General features: G+C 72.2%; 21 protein-coding genes. 16 read left to right on the forward strand and 5 right to left on the reverse strand.

Annotation, left to right across the window (positions count from 1 at the left end; translation table 11 throughout):
- The first annotated feature begins 81 nt into the window (after positions 1 to 81).
- The 5 genes from AC07DU_RS10405 to mutM all read left to right on the forward strand — a co-directional run bounded on the left by AC07DU_RS10405 (position 82) and on the right by mutM (position 3,982).
- Complete coding sequence (locus AC07DU_RS10405; RefSeq protein WP_479110655.1) at positions 82 to 1,095, forward strand: DivIVA domain-containing protein; 1,014 nt, start codon at positions 82 to 84, stop codon at positions 1,093 to 1,095.
- Positions 1,096 to 1,234: 139 nt separating this feature from the next.
- Positions 1,235 to 1,885: a YceD family protein gene (locus tag AC07DU_RS10410; protein WP_360894773.1), complete on the forward strand. Its 651-nt coding sequence runs from the start codon at positions 1,235 to 1,237 to the stop codon at positions 1,883 to 1,885.
- 2 nt (positions 1,886 to 1,887) lie between these two features.
- The gene (gene rpmF, locus AC07DU_RS10415) at positions 1,888 to 2,061 is read left to right on the forward strand and encodes a 50S ribosomal protein L32 (RefSeq protein WP_003965982.1); all 174 of its coding nucleotides are present in this window, start codon (positions 1,888 to 1,890) and stop codon (positions 2,059 to 2,061) included.
- 19 nt (positions 2,062 to 2,080) lie between these two features.
- On the forward strand, positions 2,081 to 2,926 hold the full coding sequence (gene rnc / locus AC07DU_RS10420) for a ribonuclease III (RefSeq protein WP_360894576.1): 846 nt from the start codon (positions 2,081 to 2,083) through the stop codon (positions 2,924 to 2,926).
- A 195-nt stretch (positions 2,927 to 3,121) separates the two neighbouring features.
- Positions 3,122 to 3,982, forward strand: coding sequence for a bifunctional DNA-formamidopyrimidine glycosylase/DNA-(apurinic or apyrimidinic site) lyase (gene mutM / locus AC07DU_RS10425; protein WP_479030747.1), 861 nt, complete (start codon positions 3,122 to 3,124; stop codon positions 3,980 to 3,982).
- Here mutM and AC07DU_RS10430 read toward each other — a convergent pair.
- Positions 3,955 to 4,359 carry a winged helix-turn-helix transcriptional regulator gene (locus AC07DU_RS10430; RefSeq protein WP_360894570.1) on the reverse strand — a complete coding sequence of 135 codons (405 nt, stop codon included), beginning with the start codon at positions 4,357 to 4,359 and terminating at the stop codon, positions 3,955 to 3,957. The genes mutM and AC07DU_RS10430 overlap by 28 nt on opposite strands.
- A 135-nt stretch (positions 4,360 to 4,494) precedes the next feature.
- On the opposite strand from AC07DU_RS10430, the gene AC07DU_RS10435 reads away from it, so the two are divergent.
- The gene (locus tag AC07DU_RS10435) at positions 4,495 to 5,088 is read left to right on the forward strand and encodes a flavodoxin family protein (protein WP_479110755.1); all 594 of its coding nucleotides are present in this window, start codon (positions 4,495 to 4,497) and stop codon (positions 5,086 to 5,088) included.
- 48 nt (positions 5,089 to 5,136) lie between these two features.
- Here the strand turns inward: AC07DU_RS10435 and AC07DU_RS10440 are convergent, their stop codons facing one another.
- Entirely contained in the window at positions 5,137 to 6,012 is an 876-nt protein-coding gene (locus AC07DU_RS10440) for a CAP domain-containing protein (RefSeq protein ID WP_479110657.1), read from the reverse strand.
- Between the two features lie 136 nt (positions 6,013 to 6,148).
- Here AC07DU_RS10440 and AC07DU_RS10445 point away from each other — a divergent pair, with 136 nt between their 5' ends.
- From AC07DU_RS10445 to AC07DU_RS10460, 4 genes are all read left to right on the forward strand, one after another.
- Complete coding sequence (locus AC07DU_RS10445; protein ID WP_453371994.1) at positions 6,149 to 6,430, forward strand: acylphosphatase; 282 nt, start codon at positions 6,149 to 6,151, stop codon at positions 6,428 to 6,430.
- A 349-nt stretch (positions 6,431 to 6,779) separates the two neighbouring features.
- On the forward strand, positions 6,780 to 6,998 hold the full coding sequence (locus AC07DU_RS10450) for a hypothetical protein (RefSeq protein ID WP_030032603.1): 219 nt from the start codon (positions 6,780 to 6,782) through the stop codon (positions 6,996 to 6,998).
- Between the two features lie 211 nt (positions 6,999 to 7,209).
- On the forward strand, positions 7,210 to 11,109 hold the full coding sequence (locus AC07DU_RS10455; protein ID WP_479110659.1) for an AAA family ATPase: 3,900 nt from the start codon (positions 7,210 to 7,212) through the stop codon (positions 11,107 to 11,109).
- 231 nt (positions 11,110 to 11,340) lie between these two features.
- On the forward strand, positions 11,341 to 12,774 hold the full coding sequence (locus AC07DU_RS10460) for a sugar porter family MFS transporter (protein ID WP_366864896.1): 1,434 nt from the start codon (positions 11,341 to 11,343) through the stop codon (positions 12,772 to 12,774).
- A gap of 41 nt (positions 12,775 to 12,815) precedes the next feature.
- On the opposite strand, the gene AC07DU_RS10465 is transcribed toward AC07DU_RS10460, so the two are convergent.
- Together AC07DU_RS10465 and AC07DU_RS10470 are read right to left on the reverse strand one after the other, a co-directional pair.
- Positions 12,816 to 13,802 (reverse strand): LLM class flavin-dependent oxidoreductase, encoded by a 987-nt coding sequence (locus AC07DU_RS10465; RefSeq protein WP_479110661.1) that lies wholly within the window; start codon positions 13,800 to 13,802, stop codon positions 12,816 to 12,818.
- Positions 13,803 to 13,865: 63 nt separating this feature from the next.
- Entirely contained in the window at positions 13,866 to 13,991 is a 126-nt protein-coding gene (locus AC07DU_RS10470; protein WP_479110663.1) for a hypothetical protein, read from the reverse strand.
- An 89-nt stretch (positions 13,992 to 14,080) separates the two neighbouring features.
- On the opposite strand from AC07DU_RS10470, the gene ftsY reads away from it, so the two are divergent.
- Positions 14,081 to 15,298: a signal recognition particle-docking protein FtsY gene (ftsY, locus tag AC07DU_RS10475; protein ID WP_366864893.1), complete on the forward strand. Its 1,218-nt coding sequence runs from the start codon at positions 14,081 to 14,083 to the stop codon at positions 15,296 to 15,298.
- Positions 15,299 to 15,369: 71 nt separating this feature from the next.
- Here the strand turns inward: ftsY and AC07DU_RS10480 are convergent, their stop codons facing one another.
- Complete coding sequence (locus AC07DU_RS10480) at positions 15,370 to 16,038, reverse strand: bifunctional DNA primase/polymerase (protein WP_479030732.1); 669 nt, start codon at positions 16,036 to 16,038, stop codon at positions 15,370 to 15,372.
- Positions 16,039 to 16,473: 435 nt separating this feature from the next.
- Between AC07DU_RS10480 and nsdA the strand changes: the two genes are divergently transcribed.
- The 5 genes from nsdA to ffh all read left to right on the forward strand — a co-directional run bounded on the left by nsdA (position 16,474) and on the right by ffh (position 24,189).
- Entirely contained in the window at positions 16,474 to 17,964 is a 1,491-nt protein-coding gene (nsdA, locus tag AC07DU_RS10485) for a transcriptional repressor NsdA (protein ID WP_360894543.1), read from the forward strand.
- A 382-nt stretch (positions 17,965 to 18,346) separates the two neighbouring features.
- A complete protein-coding gene (locus AC07DU_RS10490; protein WP_360894541.1) occupies positions 18,347 to 19,690 on the forward strand; it encodes an ammonium transporter in 1,344 nt (447 codons plus the stop codon).
- Entirely contained in the window at positions 19,687 to 20,025 is a 339-nt protein-coding gene (locus AC07DU_RS10495) for a P-II family nitrogen regulator (RefSeq protein ID WP_453371988.1), read from the forward strand. Before AC07DU_RS10490 ends, AC07DU_RS10495 begins: the two co-directional genes overlap by 4 nt.
- Positions 20,026 to 20,076: 51 nt before the next feature.
- Positions 20,077 to 22,503 carry a [protein-PII] uridylyltransferase gene (locus AC07DU_RS10500; protein WP_479030729.1) on the forward strand — a complete coding sequence of 809 codons (2,427 nt, stop codon included), beginning with the start codon at positions 20,077 to 20,079 and terminating at the stop codon, positions 22,501 to 22,503.
- A 114-nt stretch (positions 22,504 to 22,617) separates the two neighbouring features.
- Positions 22,618 to 24,189: a signal recognition particle protein gene (gene ffh / locus AC07DU_RS10505; RefSeq protein WP_361941978.1), complete on the forward strand. Its 1,572-nt coding sequence runs from the start codon at positions 22,618 to 22,620 to the stop codon at positions 24,187 to 24,189.
- The last annotated feature ends 134 nt before the right edge of the window (positions 24,190 to 24,323 follow it).

The raw sequence follows: 24,323 nt of genomic DNA on the forward strand, positions 1-24,323 counted from the left end.
GTGTCGGGCGCACGGCCGCTGGCCTTACAGTCGTCCCGTCCGTCTCAGGAACCGCCTGAGGCCGAGAGAGTGCGAGCCCCCATGGACGTGCAGAAGAAGCTCGACGAGATCGTCGCGGCCGTCGGCGGCGCCCGGTCCATGCCCATGTCGGCCTCCTGCGTGATCAACCGCGCCGAGCTGCTCGCCCAGCTCGAAGAGGTCCGCCAGGCGCTCCCCGGCTCGCTCGCGCAGGCCCAGGAGCTCATCGGCGGCCGGGAGCAGATGGTCGAGGAGGCCCGCCGGGAGGCGGAGCGGATCATCGAGTCCGCCCACAACCAGCGCGGCTCGCTCATCTCCGACACCGAGATCGCGCGGCGCTCCCAGGCGGAGGCGGACCGGATCCTCGACGAGGCCCGCCGCGAGGCCGCGGAGATCCGGGCCGAGGCCGACGACTACGTCGACAGCAAGCTCGCGAACTTCGAGGTCGTGCTGACCAAGACCATCGGTTCGGTGGACCGGGGCCGGGAGAAGCTGCTGGGCCGCGGCCCGGGGCTCGACGAGCACGGCTTCGCGGACGCCGAGGCGCCCGAGCGCAGCCACGACCCCGAGACGCAGCGCCAGCAGGCGGACGCCTACGTGGACACCAAGCTGGCGACCTTCGAGGCCGTGCTCTCCAAGACCCTGGAGGCCGTCGGCCGCGGCCGCCAGAAGCTGCTGGGCCGGGTCCCCACGGACGAGCTCGGGGCCCACATGGCCGCCCAGGACGCGGCCGCCGGGCAGCCGTCCCGCTCGGCGAGCGACGCGGACTTCCTGGCGGGACTGGCCGACCCCCAGCCGGCGCCGGCGCAGGCGCCGATTCCCGCGCAGCCGGAGCCGGTGTACGACACGTACGGCTACCAGCAGCCCGCGGCGCAGCAGCAGGACGCCTACGCCTACCAGGACCCCTACGGCGGCTACCAGCAGCAGCCCGACCCCTACGCGGGGTACCAGCAGCCCGATCCGTACGCCGCGTACCAGGAGCCGCAGGCGCAGCAGCCCGCGCTCGACGAGACCAGCTTCTTCGACACGAGCATGATCAACCTGGAGCAGCTGCGCCAGTACGAACAGGGGCGCTAGCACCGGATTGGGTGCTGGGCGCGGCTGCGGGTATCCTGGCTGTTCGGTCGCGCGTATGCACCGCGATCCGTGCTGCCCTTGCGGGCGGCACGAATGCAGCATTTTTGATCTTCAGCGATCTGTGAAAGCAGGAACGGCCCTGAATACCCGCCTCGACCACCGCAACCCCCTCGTGTTCGACACGCACGAGCTGGGTCGGCGTCCTGGTGCCATGCAGCGGCTGTCCCGTGAGATCGCGGCGCCGGCGGACCTCGGTCTCGCCGGCGTCATCGGAGTGCCGGAGGGCACCCCGCTGAAGCTCAAGCTCCGCATGGAGTCGGTCATGGAAGGGGTGCTTGTCACAGGCACCGCCCGTGCATCGGCCGTGGGGGAGTGCGTAAGGTGTCTGGAGTCCGTGGAGCGCGAGCTCAAGGCGGACTTCCAGGAGATGTTCTCGTACCCTGACGCCGACGACCGGACCCGCTCCAAGGCGGAGCCGGCCGACGACGCCGAGGACGACGAGGACACGCTCTTCCTCGAGGACGGTTTGTTCGACCTCGAACCCGTGCTGCGCGACGTGGTGGTGCTCGCACTGCCGCTGCAGCCGGTGTGCCGGGAGGACTGTCTCGGACTGTGCCCCGATTGCGGGCTCAGCCTGAACGACGACCCGGACCACCACCATGACGCCGTCGACATCCGTTGGGCGGCATTGCAAGGACTCGTCGTGACCGATCAGGACGACGAGAAGGACAACATGAGCGGCACTGCCTCTGACGGAGTTCAGGGCGCCGCCGAGAAGCAGGAGAAGTAGCCGTGGCTGTTCCGAAGCGGAAGATGTCGCGCAGCAACACGCGCCACCGCCGGTCGCAGTGGAAGGCTGCGGTCCCCACCCTGGTTTCGTGCGAGCGTTGCCAGGAGCCGAAGCTCCAGCACATTGCGTGCCCGAGCTGCGGCACCTACAACAAGCGCCAGGTCCTCGAGGTCTGAGCGGCTGGTGAGAGGCGCAATGTCTGAGCTGTCCAACGCTGAGAAGCAGGCAGACAGTAACAACGCGGCCTCGTCCCACACGCTTCTGGAAGGGCGGCTCGGGTATCGACTCGAGTCCGCCCTTCTGGTGCGTGCACTGACCCACCGCTCGTACGCGTACGAGAACGGCGGTCTGCCCACCAACGAACGGCTGGAGTTCCTCGGGGACTCCGTGCTGGGCCTGGTGGTCACGGACACGCTGTACACGACCCACCCGGATCTCCCCGAAGGCCAGCTGGCCAAGCTTCGGGCCGCGGTGGTCAACTCGCGTGCACTGGCGGAGGTCGGGCGCGGCCTCGAACTCGGCTCCTTCATCCGGCTCGGCCGGGGCGAAGAGGGCACGGGTGGCCGGGACAAGGCCTCCATCCTCGCCGACACCCTTGAAGCGGTGATCGGCGCGGTCTACCTCGACCAGGGCCTCGACGCGGCCTCGGAGCTGGTCCACCGGCTCTTCGACCCGCTCATCGAGAAGTCCTCGAACCTCGGGGCCGGCCTGGACTGGAAGACCAGTCTCCAGGAGCTCACGGCGGCCGAAGGTCTTGGTGTGCCGGAGTACCTGGTCACCGAGACCGGTCCGGACCACGAGAAGACCTTCACTGCTGCCGCTCGCGTCGGTGGTGTCTCGTACGGCACCGGCACCGGCCGCAGCAAGAAGGAAGCGGAACAGCAGGCTGCGGAGTCCGCCTGGCGCGGAATCCGCGCCGCGGCGGACGAGCGGATCGCGGCGGCTGCCGCTGCCGCAGCGGCTCCGTCCGAGGCACCGGCTCAGGCCGAGGCCGAGGACGGCGGGGTGCCGACTCCCGCCGATTCGGCGCCGGACGCCTGACCCTTCCTTCGGGATCCACCCGCCCGCCCCTGCCTCGCAGGGGCGGGCGGTCCCGTTCCCGGGGCGGCCGGTACGCTCGCGGCAGGCGCCCGGCCCACCGCCCGGCCCGCCCACCGACCGTGTCGGCCGGCTTTCCGCCCGCGTCCGGTCCCTGTCCGGTCCACGTCCGATCCGCACCCCCACCGGAGGTTCCCCGTGCCCGAGCTGCCCGAAGTCGAAGTCGTGCGGCGGGGGCTGGAGCGCTGGGTGGCCGGGCGGACCGTCGAGGCCGTGGAGGTCCTGCATCCGCGAGCCGTACGGCGTCACCCGGGCGGCGGGGCCGACTTCGCGGCGCGGCTGCGCGGGGAGACCATCGGCGTGCCGCAGCGGCGCGGCAAATACCTGTGGCTGCCCCTGGAAGGGCCGGACCTGTCCGTGCTCGGCCACCTGGGCATGAGCGGACAGCTGCTCGTGCAGCCGCAGGACGCCCCGGACGAGAAGCACCTGCGCATCCGGGTGCGGTTCGACGACGCGGCCGGGACGGAGCTGCGCTTCGTGGACCAGCGGACCTTCGGCGGTCTCTCCTTGCACGAGAACACCCCCGAGGGACTGCCCGACGTCATCGCGCACATCGCGCGCGACCCCCTGGACCCGCTGTTCGACGAGGTGGCCTACCACCTCGCGCTGCGCGCCAAGCGGAGCACCGTCAAGCGTGCCCTGCTGGACCAGTCGCTGATCAGCGGTGTCGGCAACATCTACGCGGACGAGGCGCTGTGGCGCGCCCGGCTGCACTACGAGCGCCCCACGGCCACGCTCACGCGCCCCCGGAGCGCCGAACTCCTCGGCCATGTCCGGGACGTCATGAACGCGGCGCTCGCCGTCGGGGGCACCAGCTTCGACAGCCTGTACGTGAACGTCAACGGGGAGTCCGGGTACTTCGACCGCTCGCTCGACGCCTACGGGCGCGAGGACGAGCCCTGCCGGCGCTGCGGTACGCCGATGCGGCGCCGGCCGTGGATGAACAGGTCGAGCTATTTCTGCCCGCGCTGTCAGCGGCCGCCGCGCGTCCCGTCGTAGGTCTCCCGGGCGCTCAGCACCGCCGGCATGTTCCCCTCCAGGCAGTGGATGAGCGCGAGCAGCCGGTCCGCGACCTCCAGGCCGAGCGGGGTCAGTTCGTAGTCGACGCGCGGCGGGTTCGTCGGCTGCGCCTCGCGGTGGACGATGCCGTCGCGCTCCAGCGCGTGCAGGGTCTGGGAGAGCATCTTCTCGCTGACGCCCTCCACCCGGCGGCGCAGCTCGTTGAAGCGGCACGAGCCTTCGCGCAGCGCGCCCACGGTCAGGCTGCCCCAGCGTCCCGTGACGTGCTCCAGCGTCTCCCGGGAGGGGCAACTGCGCGCGAACACGTCGAACGGCAGGTCGGATGCGGCCGCTTCGGTACAGGCAGGGGTCTCCATGCCTCAAGCGTACTCCCCGGCAGCGCTAACTTGCAGCTTGCGCTTTCTAAAAGTTAGTGCTTCTCTTTCTCTCGTCGCACCTCGTTCCGTGCTGCGGCGAGAGTTCACCCGAGGGAGAGATCAGCCTTGTCCGGTATCACGCACACCCCCGTCGTCTCGATCGCCTACCACTCCGGATACGGCCACACCGCGGTCATCGCCGAAGCGGTCCGGGGCGGCGCCCTGGACGCCGGAGCGACCGTCCACCTGATCAAGGTCGACGAGATCGACGACGCGCAGTGGGAGCTGCTCGACTCCTCCGACGCGATCGTCTTCGGCTCCCCGACCTACATGGGCACCGCTTCCGGCGCCTTCCACGTCTTCGCCGAGGCCACCTCGAAGCGCTGGTTCGCCGACGCCTGGCAGGACAAGGTGGCCGCCGGCTTCACGAACTCCTCGTCCAAGAGCGGCGACAAGCTGCACACCCTGCAGTACTTCCAGACGCTGGCCGCGCAGCACGGCATGAGCTGGGTCAACCTGGGTCTGAAGCCGGGCTGGAACGCCAGCACTGCCTCCGAGAACGACCTGAACCGCCTCGGCTTCTTCTCCGGCGCGGCCGCGCAGTCCAACGCCGACGAGGGTGCGGACGCCGTCCACAAGGCCGACATCGCGACCGCGGAGCACCTGGGCCGCCGGGTGGCCGAGCAGACCCGCATCGTCATCGCGGGCCGCGCGGCCCTGGCGGCGTAGGTTCCGTCAGAGCTCTGGCCGGGCCCTGCCGGGGCCCGGTGCAGGGGGTCAGAAGCCGAAGTCCTGGGTCCACCAGGGGCCGCCGGCGGCGAAGTGGGCGCCGACGCCCAGGGTGCGGAACTCGCAGTTGAGGATGTTCGCCTTGTGGCCCGGGCTGTTCATCCAGGCCTTCATGACGGCCTCGGCGTCGCCTTGGCCGCGGGCTATGTTCTCGCCGCCGAGGCCCGAGAGGCCGGCGTTGGTGGCGCGGTCCCAGGGGCTGTTGCCGTCGGGGTCGGTGTGGCTGAAGAAGCCCCGGACGGCCATGTCCTTGCTGAAGGCTCCGGCCAGCGCGGCGAGCGGCGGGTTGGCCCGGACCGGCCCGCAGCCGGCCTGGGCGCGCTCCTGGTTCACCAGGGCGAGTACCGCGGCTTCCTCCGCGGAGTGGCCGTCACCGGCCGGCGGGACCACGGGGGTCACCGCCGAGGCGACCGGTACCGGGACCGGGGCCGGGGCCGGCCTCTGCGGGGCCTTGGTGGAAGGCGCGGGCTTGGCCGAGGGCGGGGCGCTCGGCGAGGCGGACGCGGAGGGGCTCGGGCTCGGGCTCGGCGAGGCGGACGCGGAGGGCGTCGGGGAGGCCGACGGGGACGCGGAGCCCGCGCCCGTACCCGTGGAGGCGCGGCCGGACAGGTTCGCGAGGCCGCCCTGCTGCTCAGGCGTGCTGGCGGGGCGGGGCGAGGGCTTCGCCGCGGCCTCGGTCGCACGGCCCGCGTCGTGGGCGTCGACGCCCACATAGGGGAACGAGCCGCCCACCGGCACCATGCCGGTGGTGACGGCCGCGGTGCCGAGGGCCACGGCCACCGAGACGCCCAGCAGGCCGGTGCGCAGGGCGGTGCCGTGCTTGCCGCCGCGGCGCGGCGCGGCGGGGAGTCGGTGGCGTCCCATCGGTGTCGTGCCTTCCTTGCCGGATCAAGATCATCCCTTACTCACCCAAATGGGTGAGTTCATTGGTGCGCGACTGTACGCCATGGGGCCAGAGGGCGATGTGTGCCGGAAGTGTTTGCGCGGTTAGCGTTCACGCATGAATGAAGATGTCCGCCTGACCGCCTGGGTGCGCGGCCGTGTACAAGGAGTGGGCTTCCGATGGTTCACCAGGGAGAACGCTCTGGAGATCGGGGGAGTCGTGGGCTTCGCGCTCAACCTCGACGACGGGCGAGTGCAGGTGGTGGCCGAAGGTCAACGTGAGAATTGCCACCGGCTGCTCGACTGGCTGCGGTCCGCCGACACGCCCGGCAGGGTGGACGGGGTGACAGAGATCTGGGGCACACCGCGCGGTGGCTACGACGGGTTCGCGATGCGGTGAGGGATCGACTGATCATGGACTCATCACACCTCTCGCCCGCCTGCACACGGTCGGAACTGGGCATTCGTCGTCGACACGTTGCCGACGCGGAGGATTCGTGGAAGGCTCGGAGATGAGGATGATCTCCACGCCCGCTGCGAGGGCCGGGGCGCCCGCCGATACGGGGCGTGATCGTGTTGACCGTCAAACTTTTTGGTGAGACGCTGGAAGCCCCGCGCACCTGAGCTGTTTGACAGTGTTGGCAGTAGTAAGCGCAGTGACTGTCAGTCGCTGTCGGACATCCGCGGGTGCGATTCCCTCACGACCCACACCGCTTCGGTCGGTCACTCAGTGTGGAGGACCATCCATCATGGCAAAGGCGCTTCTCGGTTACGTCGGCGGTTCCGATCCGCGACTCCTCGCCGAGATGCGACGGCTTCAGCAGCGCGTCCAGGACCTTGAGTCCGAGCTCGTACGGATTCAGTCCGAAAATGACGCGCTGAACGCGGCCGCCGCTCAGCACGACGGAGACTCGCTGCTGGACAGCATCGACATCGACGTACCCCAGGCGGAGCCTGCGCTCACCTGATCCATCGTCGCTCGAATCCAGCCCCGCTTGATCTGCAAGGGACGCTCCGGCGTCCCTTCTTTCTTTCCGCCGACCCTTCCTCCGGCCATCTTCCGGCCGCAGGTCCTGTCCTGGTACCAGAGGGCCAGGTGGGGGGCCTGGCTCCTTCAGCGTCACTTGTGCCCTGCACCTTCATGGGTGAAACCGGACGCGAAAGGTAGAGTCCGGCGGCGTGCACCTCAAGTCCCTGACCCTGCGCGGATTCAAATCCTTTGCTTCCGCCACCACCCTGCGCTTCGAACCCGGCGTCACCTGCGTGGTCGGTCCGAACGGCTCCGGCAAGTCCAACGTGGTGGACGCGCTGTCCTGGGTCATGGGCGAACAAGGCGCCAAATCCCTGCGCGGCGGGAAGATGGAAGACGTCATCTTCGCCGGGACCACCGGGCGGCCACCGCTCGGGCGCGCGGAGGTGTCCCTGACGATCGACAACTCCGACGGCGCGCTGCCCATCGACTACGCCGAAGTCACCATCACCCGGATCATGTTCCGCGGCGGCAGCAGCGAGTACCAGATCAACGGTGACACCTGCCGCCTGCTCGACATCCAGGACCTGCTCTCCGACTCCGGCATCGGCCGCGAGATGCACGTCATCGTCGGCCAGGGCCAGCTGGACTCCGTACTGCACGCCGACCCGATGGGGCGCCGCGCCTTCATCGAGGAGGCGGCGGGCGTCCTGAAGCACCGCAAGCGCAAGGAGAAGGCGCTGCGGAAGCTGGACGCGATGCAGGCCAACCTGGCGCGCGTGCAGGACCTGGGCGACGAGCTGCGGCGCCAGCTCAAGCCCCTGGGCCGGCAGGCGGCGGTCGCCCGGCGGGCCGCCGTGATCCAGGCGGACCTGCGCGACGCCCGGTTGCGGCTGCTCGCGGACGACCTGGTGGTGCTGCGGCGCGCGCTCGACGCGGAGATCGCGGACGAGGCGGCACTGAAGGAGCGCAAGGAGGCCGCCGAGGCCCAGCTCGCGGGCGCGCTGCGGCGCGAGGCGGAGCTGGAGGAAGCGGTACGGGAGCTCGCGCCGCGACTGCAGCGGGCGCAGCAGACCTGGTACGAGCTGTCGCAGCTGGCCGAGCGGGTACGGGGGACCGCGTCCCTGGCGGACGCGCGGGTCAAGAGCGCGACGGCCCCGGTGGAGGAGGAGCGGCGCGGCCGTGATCCCGAGGACATGGAGCGGGAGGCCGAGCGGATCCGCGAGCAGGAGGCGGAGCTGACCGCGGCCCTGGAGGCGGCCTCGCACGCCCTGGAGGACACCTCCGCGCACCGGGCCGAGCTGGAGCGGGCGCTCACCGAGGAGGAGCGGCGGCTGCGGGACGCCGCCCGGGCCATCGCCGACCGGCGCGAGGGACTGGCCCGGCTGACGGGCCGGCTCGGCGCGGCCCGTTCCCGGGCGGGGGCGGCGCAGGCCGAGATCGACCGTCTCGTCGCGGCGCGCGACGAGGCGCAGGTGCGGGCCGCCGCCGCGCAGGCGGAGTACGAGGCGCTGGCCGAGGAGGTCGGCGGGCTCGACGACCCGTCGGCGGACGCCGACCACGAGGCCGCGCGGGCGGAGCTGACGGCGGCGGAGGCGGGGCTGTCGGCCGCGCGGGACGCCCTGTCCGCGGCCGAGCGCTCGCGGGCGGCGGTGTCGGCGCGGCGGGACGCACTGGCGTTGGGGCTGCGCCGCAAGGACGGTACGGGGGCGCTGCTCGCGGCGCGGGAGCGGCTGGCGGGGCTGCTGGGACCGGCGGCGGAACGGCTCTCGGTGACGCCGGGCTACGAGGCGGCCGTGGCCGCGGCGCTGGGCTCGGCGGCGGACGCCCTGGCGGTGACCTCCCCGGAGGCCGCGGCCCAGGCGATCCGCCACCTGCGCACCACGGACGCCGGCCGCGCCACCTTCCTGATCACCCCGCCCTCCCTACCGGGCCGGCCCGCGAACGGCACCGGGTCGGCCCTGCCGAACCAGACTTCGGGCTCCGCCGGTCCGTCTGTCTTGTCAGGCCACCCCTCGGACGCCGCCGGTCCGGCTGTCTTGTCAGGCCGGGCTTCGGAGCTCGCTGATCCGTCTGCCCCGTCGGGCCAGGCCTCGGAATCCGCCGCGTCAGCTGCCCTGCCGGGCCGGGCCGGTGATCCCGGCGGTCCGGCTGTCGTGCCGGGTCAGGGCTCGGGGCCTGTGCCGTCGGCCGCGGCGGTGGCCCCGGCCGCTCCCGGGGACCGGGCTGCGCACCATCCAGCCCCTCCGGTGTTTGAGGAGCGGGGCCCGGGGCGGAGCCCCGGCACTGGGGGCGCGGCCGAAGCGACCGGCGTGCCCGCCGCCACGCTGATCGGCGGCGACGCCGAGGCGTTGCGCGCCGTCAGCTGGGTGCTGCGGGACTACGTCGTGGTGCCCAGCCTCGACGCGGCCGGGGCACTCGTCTCGCGGCGGCCCGACGTGGTGGCCGTGACCCTGGAGGGGGACGTGCTCGGCGCGCACCTCGCGCACGGCGGCTCCGCGGGCGCGCCCAGCCTGATCGAGGTGCAGGCCGCCGTCGACGAGGCGGCGCAGGAGCTCGCCCGGCTGGGCGTGCGCTGCCAGGAGCTCGGCGAGGCCCAGGCGGCCGCCCAGACGCGGCGTCAGGACGCGGCCACCCGGGTGGAGGAGCTCGGCGAGCGGCGCCGGGCCGCGGAACAGGCCCGGGCCGGGGTCGCCCAGCAGCTCGGGCGGCTCGCCGGGCAGGCGAAGGGGGCCGCCGGCGAAGCCGAGCGCAGTGCCGCCGCCGCGGCCAAGGCGCAGGGCGCGCTGGAGCAGGCGCTGGCCGACGTAGAGGAGTGCGCGGCGCGGCTCGCCACCGCCGAGGAGATGCCGGCCGAGGAGGAGCCGGACAGCTCCCGGCGGGACCGGCTCGCGGCGGACGGGGCCAACGCCCGGCAGACCGAGATGGAGGCCCGGCTCCAGCTCAGGACCCACGAGGAGCGGGTCAAGGGGCTGGCCGGACGGGCGGATTCCCTGGACCGCGCGGCCAGGGCCGAGCGCGAGGCCCGCGCCCGCGCCGAGCGCCGCCGGGCACGGCTGCGGCACGAGGCGCAGGTGGCCCGGGCGGTGGCCGACGGCTCCCGGCAGCTCCTCGCGCACGTGGAGGTCTCGCTCCGCAGGGCCGAGGAGGAGCGCGCCCAGGCCGAACACGCCAAGGGCCTGCGCGAGCGGGAGCTCGGTGAGGCGCGCAACCACGGGCGCGAGCTGAAGGGGGAGCTCGACAAGCTCACCGACTCCGTCCACCGCGGCGAGGTGCTCGGCGCCGAGCAGCGGCTGCGCATCGAGGCACTGGAGGCCAAGGCGCTGGAGGAGTTCGGCATGGAGGCAGCTGGGCTCGTCGCCGAATACGGCCCCGACCAGCCGGTGCCCCCGTCCCCGCCCGCCGACGGCGAGGAGCTGCCCGAGGATCCGGAGCACCCCCGCAACCGGCCGGGCCCCTTCGTCCGGGCCCAGCAGGAGAAGCGGCTCAAGGCGGCCGAGCGGGCCTACCAGCAGCTCGGCAAGGTCAATCCGCTCGCGCTGGAGGAGTTCGCCGCACTGGAGGAGCGCCACCAGTTCCTCAGCGAGCAGCTGGAGGACCTCCGTAAGACCCGGGCCGACCTCCTTCAGGTCGTGAAGGAGGTCGACGAGCGCGTCGAGCAGGTCTTCACCGAGGCGTACCGGGACACGGCCCGGGAGTTCGAAGGCGTGTTCTCGCGGTTGTTCCCCGGTGGCGAGGGCCGACTGGTCCTGACCGACCCCGACCACATGCTGACCACCGGCGTCGACGTGGAGGCCCGCCCGCCGGGCAAGAAGGTCAAGCGGCTGTCGCTGCTGTCCGGCGGCGAGCGCTCGCTGACCGCGGTCGCCCTTCTGGTCTCCATCTTCAAGGCGCGCCCCAGCCCGTTCTACGTCATGGACGAGGTCGAGGCCGCGCTGGACGACACCAACCTGCAGCGGCTGATCCGGATCATGGAGGAGCTCCAGGAGAGCTCGCAGCTGATCGTCATCACGCACCAGAAGCGGACGATGGAGGTCGCCGACGCGCTGTACGGCGTCTCGATGCAGGGCGACGGAGTCTCGAAGGTCATCAGCCAACGGCTGCGCTGACGGCCCGCTGCATACCGCGCTCCTCCGTGGGTAAACGCGCAGGTAGCTTCAAGAAATGAATTCAGCGGCTCGGCCTGGGGCTTCCCTGAGGCGTTACGTGAAGTTCACGCCAGGTATTGACTTCAGGAAATGAACGAATAGGCTCGCTCCGCTGTCCCCGGTCTTCGAGTGGTGCCCGATCTTGAACCGTGCGCCACTGGGAGGACGGACGAACCCCCCACGGAGCACACCTTGACCAGCAGTACAGCGCAGGCGCCGGCACCCGGCGGCCGATCCGCGTCGCAGCCCGACCACCTCGGCCACGTCATCTTCATCACCGCGGCCGCGGCCATGGGCGGCTTCCTCTTCGGCTACGACAGTTCCGTCATCAACGGCGCCGTCGTCGCGATCCGCGACCGTTTCGACGTGGGCTCGGAGGCGCTCGCCCAGGTGATCGCGGCCGCGCTGATCGGCTGCGCGCTCGGAGCGGCGACCGCGGGCCGCCTCGCCGACCGGATCGGCCGCATCCGCTGCATGCAGATCGCCGCCGCGCTGTTCACGGCGAGTGCCGTCGGCTCGGCCCTCCCCTTCGCCCTGTGGGACCTGGCCCTGTGGCGGGTGATCGGCGGCTTCGGCATCGGCATGGCCTCCGTCATCGGCCCCGCCTACATCGCCGAGGTGTCCCCGCCCGCCTACCGCGGCCGGCTCGCCTCCTTCCAGCAGGCCGCCATCGTCATCGGCATCGCCATCTCCCAGCTGGTCAACTGGGGCATCCTGAACCTCGCCGACGGCGACCAGCGCGGCACCCTCGCGGGCCTGGAGGCCTGGCAGTGGATGCTCGGCGTCATGGTCGTCCCGGCCGTGCTCTACGGGCTGATGTCCTTCGTCATCCCGGAGTCCCCCCGCTTCCTGATCTCCGTCGGCCGCACCGACGACGCCAAGAAGGTGCTCAGCGAGGTCGAGGGCGCGCACACCGACCTCGACGGCCGCGTCGCCGAGATCGAGCTGGCCATGCGCTCCGAGCACAAGTCCACCTTCAAGGACCTGCTCGGGGGCCGCTTCGGCCTGCTGCCCATCGTCTGGATCGGCATCGGCCTCTCGGTCTTCCAGCAGCTCGTCGGCATCAACGTGATCTTCTACTACAGCTCCTCGCTGTGGCAGTCCGTCGGCATCGACCCGACCAGCTCGTTCCTGTACTCCTTCACCACGTCGATCATCAACATCGTCGGCACGGTGATCGCGATGATCTTCGTCGACCGGATCGGCCGCAAGCCGCTCGCCCTCATCGGCTCCGCGGGCATGGCCCTCTCGCTCGGTCTCGCCGCGTGGGCGTTCTCGTACAAGGAGGGCACGGGCGACGCCATCCACATGCCCGACACCCAGGGCACGGTCGCGCTGATCGCCGCGCACTCGTTCGTGCTCTTCTTCGCCCTGTCCTGGGGCGTGGTGGTCTGGGTGCTGCTCGGCGAGATGTTCCCCAACCGCATCCGGGCGGCCGCGCTCGGCGTCGCCGCCGCGGCCCAGTGGGTCGCCAACTGGGTCATCACCGTCTCGTTCCCGTCGCTCTCGGACTGGAACCTGTCCGGCGCGTACGTCATCTACACGGTCTTCGCCCTGCTCTCGATCCCGTTCATCCTCAAGTGGGTGCCGGAGACCAAGGGCAAGGCGCTGGAGGAGATGGGGTAACCACCCCCGCCAACGCCCCTTCTCCTCGATACTGCCCCGGCTCAGTCCTTGAGCCGGGGCAGTACCTGTTCGCACAGCAGGTGCAGGCTGCGCCAGCCCTCGTCCAGGGGCATCCCGCCGCACAGCGGGTGCAGGACCAGGTTCCCCGCCTCGCCCGCGCCCCGGGCGTACGCGACCGCCTCGTCCGGGGTGAGGACCCGGTACACACCCTCCGCGCGCAGCTGCGCCACCGAGCGCGCGGACGACCGTACGGCGCTGCGGATGTCCTCGGACTGCCACGAGGCGTACATGGCCGCCTCGTGCAGGAAGCACTCGCCGTGCTCGGCCCAGACCCGGTCCGGGTCCTCGGCGATGTGCAGCAGCGGGGTCTCGGCCGCCGGCATCATGCAGAAGCCCTCCGTGCCGTACTCGGCGAGCCTCGCCTGGTAGTACGCCTCCAGCTCGGGCAGGTGCGCGCTGGGGAAGAAGGGCAGCCCGAGCCGGGCCGCGCGGCGCGCCGCCGCCTCGGAGCTGCCGCCGACCAGGAGCAGCGGGTGCGGCTGGGTGAAGGGCCTCGGGGTGACCCGTACCGTGCGGCCGCGGAACGTGAAGGGCTCGCCGGTCCACGCCTTCAGCAGGGTCCCCAGCAGCTCGTCCTGGAGCCTGCCGCGCCGGCCCCACTCCACGCCGTGCTGCTCGTACTCCTCGGGCCGGTAGCCGATGCCGGCGACGGTGACCAGGCGGCCGCCGCTCAGCAGGTCGAGGACGGCGATGTCCTCGGCCACCTTCAGCGGGTCGTACAGCGGGCCGATGATCGCCGAGACGGTGACGGCGATCCGGCGGGTGGCGCCGAAGACGGCGCCCGCGAAGGCGAAGGGGGAGGGCAGCCAGTTGTTGCCGGTGCCGTGGTGCTCCTCGGTCTGGACGGTGTCGATCCCGCGGTCGTCCGCGTACCGGGCCATCTCCAGCGCCGCCCTGTAGCGGGCGGAGAGGGTTACGGGGGTGCCGTTCGGGTCGACGAGATTGAACCGGGCCACGGTGATGGGCATGGAGGAGTCCCCCTTCGCCGGATGCGGGTGGGCGGGCGAAGGGGGACGTTAGCTGACGCAGCGTCAGTTGGACAGGGTCCCGGCGGGCGCGTGCTCCTCTTCCGCGGCGGGCGCGCCCGGGACCGCCGTGCGCGGCAGTGCGGCGTACAGCAGGCCCGGGGTCAGGATGCCGGCGGCCCTGAGCAGCACCCGCTGAAACCACAAACGGAGCCCTACGTCCCGAGCTCGCCGCCCGAGGTCCGGGGTACGGGCCGCCCGTGGCCGATACTGGGGGGGTTATGGACATCCTCATCCTTGCTGTAGTCATCGCCCTGGTCGCGGTCGGCGCGATCAGCGGGCTCGTGGTCAGCAGCCGCAAGAAGAAGCAGCTGCCCCCGGCACCGTCGAGCACGCCGACCATCACTGCCCCGCCTGCCGAACCGCAGGTGGGGGAGGACGCCGTAGAGACGGCGCAAGAGCCGCGCCGCACGATCGAGGAGGTCGCGCTCCCGGAGGCCGCGGCCCCCGTGGAGGCGCCGGTCGCACCGGCGCCCGCCGACACCGCCCCGGCCGCGCCCGCGATCGAGGTGCCCGAGCCCACCGCCGGCCGCCTGGTCCGGCTGCGCGCCCGGCTCGCCCGGTCGCAGAACTCCCTCGGCAAGGGGCTGCTCACGCTGCTGTCGCGCGAGCACCTCGACGAGGACACCTGGGAGGAGATCGAGGAGACCCTCCTCATCGCCGACGTCGGCGTCGTGCCGACCCAGGAGCTCGTCGACCGGCTCCGCGAGCGGGTCAAGGTGCTCGGCACCCGCACCCCGGCGGAGCTGCGCACCCTGCTCAAGGAAGAACTGCTGACCCTGGTCGGCACCGACTTCGACCGCGCCGTGAAGACGGAGAGCGGCCAGGACACGCCCGGCGTGATCATGGTCGTCGGAGTCAACGGCACCGGCAAGACCACCACCACCGGCAAGCTCGCCCGCGTGCTCGTCGCCGACGGCCGCAGCGTGGTGCTCGGCGCGGCCGACACCTTCCGCGCCGCCGCCGCCGACCAGCTCCAGACCTGGGGCGAACGCGTCGGCGCCCGCACCGTGCGCGGCCCCGAGGGCGGTGACCCGGCCTCGATCGCCTACGACGCGGTCAAGGAGGGCATCGCCGAGGGCGCCGACGTGGTGCTCATCGACACCGCCGGCCGCCTGCACACCAAGACCGGCCTCATGGACGAGCTCGGCAAGGTCAAGCGCGTCGTGGAGAAGCACGGCCCGCTGGACGAGATCCTGCTGGTCCTGGACGCCACCACCGGACAGAACGGCCTGACGCAGGCCCGCGTCTTCGCCGAGGTCGTGGACATCACCGGCATCGTGCTGACCAAGCTCGACGGCACGGCCAAGGGCGGCATCGTCGTCGCCGTCCAGCGCGAGCTGGGCGTCCCGGTCAAGCTCATCGGCCTGGGCGAGGGCCCGGACGACCTGGCCCCGTTCGAGCCGGAGGCGTTCGTGGACGCCCTGATCGGCGACTGAGCGCGGTCCGAGCCGACACCCGTGCCCCCGTCTTCCGTCCGGAACGCGGGGGCACCGTCATGTGCGGGGGACTACCGGCGGAAGCGGTGGCACAGGTAGGCGAGGGTGCCCAGCAGCAGCCGGGCCTGCGGCGGACCGCCGGCCGCGTCGAGCGCGGGCGGCCGCAGCCAGGCCACCCGGCCGAGCCCCGCACGGTCGGAGGGCGGGGCCGTGACGAAGGACCCCGGGCCCAGGGCCCGCAGGTCCAGGTCCGCGTCGTCCCAGCCCATCCGGTACAGCAGCTGGGGCAGTTCCGCCGCCGCGCCCGGGGCCACGAAGAACTGCGCCCGGCCGTCCGCGGTCCCGATGACCGGGCCCAGCGGCAGACCCATCCGCTCCAGCCGTACCAGCGCGCGGCGCCCGGCCTCCTCGGCGACCTCGATGACGTCGAAGGCGGCGCCCACGGGCAGCAGGACCGCCGCGCCCGGGTACTCGTACCAGGCCTCGGTGACCTCGTCCAGGGTGGCCCCGGCCTTGACCGTGGGGGCGAAGGGCAGCGGATGCGCCCCGGGCGCCGGGCACCGCGCGTCCCCGCAGGAGCAGTCGCGGGCGGGCGCCGCGGCGCGGGCGCCGGGCACCACGTCCCAGCCCCACAGTCCGGTGTACTCCGCCACCGCCGTGCAGTCGCAGCTCCGGCCGCGGCGCCGGGCGCCGGAACGGAACTCCTTGGTGCTGCGGCTGCCGCCGATCGTGAAGCCCATGCCCATGCCCCCTCCAACGGGTCGGACGTGCCGGTGGTTACGAGATCGGCCGGACTCTCCCCGCGCCGGCCCGCACGTGCCCCCGGCCGGCGGCGGTCCGCCGCGGTGTGCCCCGCACGGCTGCCCGGCGCACTCCTCGCCGCGCGCGCCCCGAGCGCACTCCAGTCCATCCGATCCGTTTCACCTTGGTGTCAAGTGAATCGCGCCTGGCCGGTGGCTAGTTCATTCGAAGGGGTGGCGAATGGTGGCGTTTGTGGAATCGACCTCGCCGCAGGGGTGATCGTAGGATTACTTTCGGTACACGAAGCCCGAAGGCAAACTCAATCGTGGGTATGCCGGAGGCAATGCGTGAAGGACCTGTGAAGGTCCGTGGCGGCGCCCGGCGTACGCGCCAGGGTTTCGTGAGGAAGAGGCTGAGCGGATGGGGGCGTTCCAGTGAGCGGCAACGGCGCAAGCGGAACGATCGAGGACGCTGCTGCGCGCAATGACCAGCTGACCTCCTGGTTCGTCCGCAGCGGTTGGTCCAAGGGCGAACTCGCCCGCCAGGTCAACCGCCGGGCGCGCCAGATGGGCGCCCACCACATCAGCACGGACACTTCCCGGGTGCGCCGCTGGCTCGACGGCGAACAGCCCCGCGAGCCCGTCCCGCGCATCCTCTCCGAGCTCTTCTCCGAGCGCTTCGGCACCGTCGTCGCGATCGAGCAGCTCGGCCTGCGCACCGCCCACCAGACGCCCTCCGTGTCCGGCGTCGACCTGCCCTGGGCCGGCCCGCAGACCGTCGAACTGCTCGGCGAGTTCTCCCGCAGCGACCTGATGCTGGCCCGCCGCGGCTTCCTCGGGACCTCGCTCGCCCTGTCCGCCGGCCCCGCCCTCATCGAGCCCATGCAGCGCTGGCTCGTCCCGGTCCCGGCCGCCGACCCGGGACCGCGGGAACCGGGGCCGAGGGGCGCCCTCGGCGGCCACCGCCCGCCCCGGCTCTCCGCACCGGAGCTCGACCTCCTCGACGACACCACCGTCATGTTCCGCCAGTGGGACGCCCAGTGCGGGGGCGGACTGCGGCGCAAGGCCGTCGTGGGCCAGCTCCACGAGGTCACCGACCTGCTCCAGGAGGACCACCCGGCCCCGGTCATGAAGCGGCTCTTCAAGGTCGCCGCCGAGCTGGCCGAGCTGGCCGGGTGGATGAGCTACGACATCGGCCTGCACCCCACCGCGCAGAAGTACTTCGTCCTCGCGCTGCACGCCGCCAAGGAGGGCGGGGACAAGCCGCTCGGCTCGTACATCCTCTCCAACATGAGCCGCCAGATGATCCACCTGGGCCGCCCCGAAGACGCGCTGGAGCTGATCCACCTCGCGCAGTACGGCAGCCGCGACTGCGCCGGCCCGCGCACCCAGGCCATGCTGTATGCGATGGAGGCCCGCGCGTACGCCAACATGGGCCAGCCCAGCCGCTGCAAGCGGGCCGTGCGGATGGCCGAGGACACCTTCTCCGACGCCGGCTTCGGCGGCGAGCCCGAACCCGACTGGATCCGCTTCTTCTCCGAGGCCGAGCTGAACGGCGAGAACTCCCACTCCTACCGGGACCTGGCCTACGTGGCCGGCCGCAGCCCCACCTACGCCTCCCTCGCCGAGCCCGTCATGCAACGGGCCGTCGAGCTCTTCGAGAAGGACGAGGAGCACCAGCGCTCCTACGCCCTCAACCTCATCGGCATGGCCACCGTGCACCTGCTCCAGCGCGAGCCCGAGCAGGCCGCCGTCCTCGTCGACCGAGCCCTGGACGTGGCGGGAAAGGTGCGGTCCGAGCGGGTGAACACCCGGCTGCGCAAGACCGTCGACGCCGCGGCCCGTGAGTACGGCGACGTCGCCGACGTGGTCCGGCTCACCGACCACCTCGCCTCCCGGCTCCCCGAGGCCGCGGAGGCCGTCTGACGGCCCGCGCGGCCGCCCCCAGGCGCCGGCCGCGGCAGTCAACCCCGTGAAGCCCGATCAGGCTCCCCCAGCCAGGACACTCCGGGTACTGCCGCGGCCGGCTTCGCTTTCCACCGCTGAGCCGCCGCCGCTCTCACAGGGGCGGCGGCTCAGCGCCGGGGCCCCTCGACCGGTGGTCGCGGCGTTCATCACGTCGTAACACCCACGACTCCTTCGTCATCGGCGCGAAACACCCAGCGGCGCCGCCGGAAACCGGCCTGCGCGAATCTCAGGGTCATTAACCGGCCAGTCCAGGCCAGCCCCCACGAGGCCGGACCCCTTAACGCCGCTCAGGTTTTCACGATCGCCCGCACGCGAACGTACCGACGACGAGGAGACGCCGATGGCATCAGCCATCACGACCCTCGCGGCAGACGCCCCGACGCTGTCTGCCGCGAACACCGGGTTCATGCTCATCTGCTCCGCCCTGGTCATGCTGATGACCCCGGGACTCGCCTTCTTCTACGGCGGCATGGTCCGGGTCAAGAGCAGCCTCAACATGCTGATGATGAGCTTCGTCAGCCTGGGGATCGTCACGATCCTGTGGGTGCTCTACGGCTTCAGCCTCGCCTTCGGCACCGACTCCGGCTCCCTCATCGGCTGGAACTCCGACTACGTGGGACTCAGCGGCATCGGGATCACCGAGCTCTGGGACGGCTACACCATCCCGGTCTACGTCTTCGCCGTCTTCCAGCTGATGTTCGCCGTGATCACCCCGGCCCTGATCAGCGGCGCCCTCGCCGACCGCGTGAAGTTCAGCGCCTGGGTCCTGTTCACCGCCCTTTGGGTCACCGTCGTCTACTTCCCCGTCGCCCACTGGGTCTGGGGCGCCGGCGGCTGGCTCTTCGAGCTCGGCGTCATCGACTTCGCGGGCGGCACCGCCGTCCACATCAACGCCGGCGCCGCCGCCCTCGGCGTCATCCTGGTCATCGGCAAGCGCGTCGGCTTCAAGAAGGACCCGATGCGCCCGCACAGCCTGCCCCTCGTGATGCTCGGCGCCGGTCTGCTGTGGTTCGGCTGGTTCGGCTTCAACGCGGGCTCCTGGCTCGGTAACGACGACGGCGTCGGCGCGGTCATGTTCGTCAACACCCAGGTCGCCACGGCCGCCGCCATGCTCGCCTGGCTCGGTTACGAGAAGCTGCGCCACGGCTCCTTCACCACCCTCGGCGCCGCCTCCGGCGCCGTCGCCGGCCTCGTCGCCATCACCCCCGCGGGCGGCGCCGTCAGCCCGCTCGGCGCGATCGCCGTCGGCGCCATCGCCGGCGTGCTGTGCGCCATGGCGGTGGGCCTCAAGTACAAGTTCGGCTACGACGACTCCCTCGACGTGGTCGGCGTCCACCTCGTCGGCGGTGTCGCCGGCTCCCTGCTCGTCGGCCTCTTCGCCACCGGCGGGGTCCAGTCCGACGTGGCCGGCCTCTTCTACGGCGGCGGTCTGGAGCAGCTCGGCAAGCAGGCCGTCGGAGTCTTCTCCGTCCTCGCCTACTCTCTGGTGGCGTCCGCGGTGCTCGCCTTCCTCCTCGACAAGACGATCGGGATGCGGGTCTCCGAGGACGACGAGGTCGTCGGCATCGACCAGATCGAGCACGCCGAGACCGCCTACGACTTCAGCGGAGCCGGCGGCGGAGCCGCCTCGCGGAACACCGCCGTCCCCGTCCCCTCCGCCGCGAGCAAGAAGGTTGACGCATGAAGCTGATCACCGCGATCGTCAAGCCGCACAAGCTGGACGAGATCAAGGAAGCCCTCCAGGCCTTCGGGGTCCAGGGACTCACCGTCACCGAGGCCAGCGGCTACGGCCGCCAGCGCGGTCACACCGAGGTCTACCGCGGCGCCGAGTACCAGGTCGACCTCGTCCCCAAGATCCGCATCGAGGTGCTGGTCGCGGACGACGACGCCGACCAGCTGATCGACGTCATCGTGAGCGCGGCGGCCACCGGCAAGATCGGCGACGGCAAGGTGTGGAGCGTCCCCGTGGACTCGGTCGTACGGGTCCGCACCGGCGAGCGCGGCGCCGACGCGCTGTAGCGCCAGCCCGGCCTGACCACCGGACAAGCCCTAACTGACGGGAGCTCCTGGGTGACGAGCGTCGAAGAATCCACGGACCACACGGCCGACTCGGGACCCAGCGGATACGCCGCGGCCCGGCTGCGACTCCTCCAGGAGGAGTCGCAGTCCGGGCCCTCGCGGCGTTCCGCCCTGGCCGGGCTGACCGACGCATGGCTGAACACCCTGTTCACGACCGCCGTACGGGAGACGGGCGTACGCGGCGCCACCCTGGTCGCCGTCGGCGGCTACGGGCGGGCCGAACTCTCCCCGCGCAGCGACCTCGACCTGGTGCTGCTGCACGACGGCAAGGCGCAGCCGCGCGAGCTGAGCGCGCTCGCCGACCGGCTCTGGTACCCGGTGTGGGACCTCGGCCTCGCCCTCGACCACTCGGTACGGACCCCCGGCGAGGCCCGCAAGACCGCCGCCGAGGACCTGAAGGTGCACCTCGGCCTGCTGGACGCCCGCACGGTCGCCGGAGACGCCGGGCTCCTCGCCGGCCTGCGCACCTCCGTGCTGGCCGACTGGCGCAACCAGGCCGCCAAGCGGCTCCCGCAGCTGCACGCCCTGTGCCGCGAGCGGGCCGAGCGGGCCGGTGAGCTGCGCTTCCTGCTCGAACCCGACCTCAAGGAGGCCCGCGGCGGGCTCCGGGACGCCACCGCGCTGCGGGCCGTCGCGGCGTCCTGGCTCGCCGACGCGCCGCGCGAGGGCCTCGCCGAGGCCCGGCGCCGGCTCCTGGACGCGCGCGACGCCCTGCACCTGGTGACGGGCCGGGCCACCGACCGGCTCTCGCTCCAGGAGCAGGACCAGGTCGCCGCCCGGCTCGGGCTGCTCGACGCCGACGCGCTGCTGCGCGAGGTCTACGAGGCCGCGCGCGTGGTCGCGTACGCCGGTGACGTCACCTGGCGGGAGGTCGGGCGCGTGCTGCGGGCCCGCGCCACCCGGCCCCGGCTGCGCGGACTGCTGGGGACCCGGGGCGCCCCGGCCGCCCCGCGGGCCCCCCTGGCCGAGGGCGTCGTGGAGTCCGACGGCGAGGCCGTACTGGCCCTGGCCGCGCGCCCGGACCGCGATCCCGTACTGCCGCTGCGGTTCGCCGCGGCCGCCGCGCAGGCGGGCCTTCCCGTATCGCTGCACGCCGTACGCAGGCTCGCGGCCCAGGGGAAACCGCTGCCGGTGCCCTGGCCGGCCGAGGCGCGCGAGCAGCTGCTGACGCTGCTGGGCGCGGGGGAGCCGACGGTGGCCGTGTGGGAGGCACTGGAGGCGGAGGGCCTGATCACGCGGCTGCTCCCCGACTGGGAGCGGGTGCGGTGCCGCCCGCAGCGCAATCCCGTGCACACCTGGACGGTGGACCGCCACCTCATCGAGACGGCGGTCCGCGCCGCGGCCCTCACCCGCCGCGTCGGGCGCCCCGACCTGCTGCTGATGGCCGCCCTGCTGCACGACATCGGCAAGGGCTGGCCGGGCGACCACTCGGTGGCCGGAGCGACGATCGCCCGCGACGTCGCCGCCCGGGTCGGCTTCGACGCGCAGGACGTCGACGTGCTCGGCGCGCTCGTACGCCACCACCTGCTGCTGATCGACACCGCGACGCGGCGCGACCTGGACGACCCTGCCACCGTCCGCTCGGTCGCCGAGGCCGTGGGGTCGGTGACCACGCTGGAGGTACTGCACGCCCTGACGGAGGCGGACGCCCTGGCCACCGGCCCGGCGGCCTGGAGCGCCTGGCGGGGATCGCTGGTCGCGGACCTCGTCGCCCGGGTGGCCGCGGTCCTGCGCGGCACGGCCCCCGCGGTGCGGGAACCGGAGATCCCGACCACGGAACACGAACGCCTGGCCGTGGAGGCCCTGCGCACCCGGGAGCCGGTGCTGGCGTTGCACGCCCGCCAGGAGGAGGACGCGGTCGGCGTGGAACTCGTCGTGGCGGTCCCCGACCAGCCCGGGGTCCTCCCGGCGGTGGCCGGGGTGCTGGCCCTGCACCGGCTCACCGTCCGCGCGGCGGACCTGCGCTCCATGGAGCTCCCGGACCGGCTCGGCGAGGTCCTGGTGCTGCGGTGGCGGGTGGCGGCGGAGTACGGCGCGCTGCCCGAGGCCGCGCGGCTGCGCACCGATCTCGTGCGCGCGCTGGACGGGTCGCTGGACGTCCCGGCGAAGCTGGCGGACCGCGAGTCCTCCTACCCGCGCCGGCGCGGGGTGATCCCGCCGCCGCCCCGCGTCACGGTGGTCCCCGACGTCTCCTCGCTGGCCACGGTCCTGGAGGTACGGGCACCCGACGCGGTGGGCCTGCTGCACCGGATCGGCCGCGCCCTGGAAGCCGCGGGCGCCCGGGTCCGCAGCGCGCACGTCTCGACGCTCGGCGCCAACGCGGTGGACTCGCTGTACGTGGTCGACGGCGACGGCAAACCCCTGCCCGCCCGGGAGGCCGCGGCCCTGGCCGGCGCGGTGCAGGACGCCCTGACGTAGCGAGCGCCCAGCGGATCCGAGGAGCCCGCGGTGGACCGCAGGGTCCACCACGCGGCCCGGCCCGATACCCTGGGGGACGACCACACGCCCCCGACCCGAGGAATCGCGACCACCGTGTTCGATACGCTCTCCGACCGCTTGGCGAATACCTTCAAGGGCCTGCGCGGCAAAGGCCGGCTGTCCGAGGCTGACATCGACGCAGCGGCCCGGGAAATCCGTATCGCCCTCCTTGAGGCCGACGTCGCCCTCCCGGTCGTCCGCTCCTTCATCGCGAACGTCAAGGAACGCGCGCGCGGCGAAGAGGTCAGCAAGGCCCTGAATCCGGGCCAGCAGGTCCTGAAGATCGTCAACGACGAGCTCGTCACCATCCTGGGCGGCGAGACCCGGCGGCTGCGCTTCGCCAAGACCGCGCCCACCGTGATCATGCTGGCCGGTCTCCAGGGTGCCGGTAAGACCACCCTCGCCGGCAAGCTCGGTCTGTGGCTGAAGGGGCAGGGCCACGCCCCGCTCCTGGTCGCGTGCGATCTCCAGCGCCCCAACGCCGTCAACCAGCTGAGCGTCGTCGCCGAGCGCGCCGGCGTCGCGGTCTACGCGCCCCAGCCCGGCAACGGCGTCGGCGACCCGGTCCAGGTGGCGAAGGACTCCGTCGAGTACGCGCGGACCAAGCAGTACGACATCGTCATCGTCGACACCGCCGGCCGCCTCGGCATCGACGCCGAGCTGATGCAGCAGGCTGCGGACATCCGCGACGCCGTCAGCCCCGACGAGATCCTCTTCGTCGTCGACGCCATGATCGGCCAGGACGCGGTCAACACCGCCGAGGCATTCCGCGACGGCGTCGGCTTCGACGGCGTCGTGCTCTCCAAGCTCGACGGTGACGCCCGCGGTGGTGCCGCGCTCTCCATCGCGCACGTCACCGGCAAGCAGATCATGTTCGCCTCGAACGGCGAGAAGCTCGACGAGTTCGACGCGTTCCACCCCGACCGCATGGCGGGCCGGATCCTCGACATGGGTGACATGCTCACCCTCATCGAGCAGGCCGAGAAGACCTTCTCGCAGGCCGAGGCCGAGAAGATGGCGGCCAAGCTCGCCAAGGGCCCCAAGGAGTTCACGCTCGACGACTTCCTGGCCCAGATGGAGCAGGTCCGCAAGATGGGCTCCATCTCCAAGCTGCTCGGCATGCTCCCCGGCATGGGTCAGATCAAGGACCAGATCAATAACATCGACGAGCGCGACGTGGACCGCACCGCCGCGATCATCAAGTCGATGACCCCGGCCGAGCGCCAGGACCCGACGATCATCAACGGCTCGCGCCGCGCCCGCATCGCCAAGGGCTCCGGCACCGAGGTCAGCGCCGTCAAGTCGCTCGTCGAGCGGTTCTTCGACGCGCGCAAGATGATGTCCCGCATGGCCCAGGGCGGCGGCATGCCCGGGATGCCCGGCATCCCGGGGATGGGCGGCGGCCCCGGCCGGCAGAAGAAGCAGGTCAAGCAGGCCAAGGGCAAGCGCAAGAGCGGCAACCCGATGAAGCGCAAGGAAGAGGAGGCCGCAGCCGCGGCCCGCCGGGAGCAGGGCCCGCAGGCGATCGAGCCCGCGGCCGCCGGCAGCCCCTTCGGTCTTCCGGCGGGCGGCCAGGCAGGTCAGGACTTCGACCTTCCGGACGAGTTCAAGAAGTTCATGAAGTAGCACGCGGGCAGTGCGGGGGAGGGCCCCGGTCGTGGTCACACGGTCGGGGCCCTCCCCTTTTCCGCCGGGGCGACGGTTTCTGCCGGGGCGACGGTCCGTTTTATCCCTTATGGTCGGCCGGGAGGATGGCAGAA

Source organism: Streptomyces sp. NPDC045695, assembly GCF_056432025.1.

Bases quoted from the DNA above. Each gene is read 5' to 3' on its own strand.
- AC07DU_RS10495 (WP_453371988.1), top strand. From the start codon at position 19,687: ATGAAGCTGATCACCGCGATCGTCAAGCCGCACAAGCTGGACGAGATC.
- AC07DU_RS10490 (WP_360894541.1), top strand. From the start codon at position 18,347: ATGGCATCAGCCATCACGACCCTCGCGGCAGACGCCCCGACGCTGTCT.
- ftsY (WP_366864893.1), top strand. From the start codon at position 14,081: ATGGACATCCTCATCCTTGCTGTAGTCATCGCCCTGGTCGCGGTCGGC.
- AC07DU_RS10430 (WP_360894570.1), bottom strand. From the start codon at position 4,359: ATGGAGACCCCTGCCTGTACCGAAGCGGCCGCATCCGACCTGCCGTTC.
- AC07DU_RS10450 (WP_030032603.1), top strand. From the start codon at position 6,780: ATGGCAAAGGCGCTTCTCGGTTACGTCGGCGGTTCCGATCCGCGACTC.
- AC07DU_RS10480 (WP_479030732.1), bottom strand. From the start codon at position 16,038: ATGGGCTTCACGATCGGCGGCAGCCGCAGCACCAAGGAGTTCCGTTCC.
- AC07DU_RS10440 (WP_479110657.1), bottom strand. From the start codon at position 6,012: ATGGGACGCCACCGACTCCCCGCCGCGCCGCGCCGCGGCGGCAAGCAC.
- AC07DU_RS10465 (WP_479110661.1), bottom strand. From the start codon at position 13,802: ATGCCCATCACCGTGGCCCGGTTCAATCTCGTCGACCCGAACGGCACC.
- AC07DU_RS10445 (WP_453371994.1), top strand. From the start codon at position 6,149: ATGAATGAAGATGTCCGCCTGACCGCCTGGGTGCGCGGCCGTGTACAA.
- AC07DU_RS10405 (WP_479110655.1), top strand. From the start codon at position 82: ATGGACGTGCAGAAGAAGCTCGACGAGATCGTCGCGGCCGTCGGCGGC.
- rnc (WP_360894576.1), top strand. From the start codon at position 2,081: ATGTCTGAGCTGTCCAACGCTGAGAAGCAGGCAGACAGTAACAACGCG.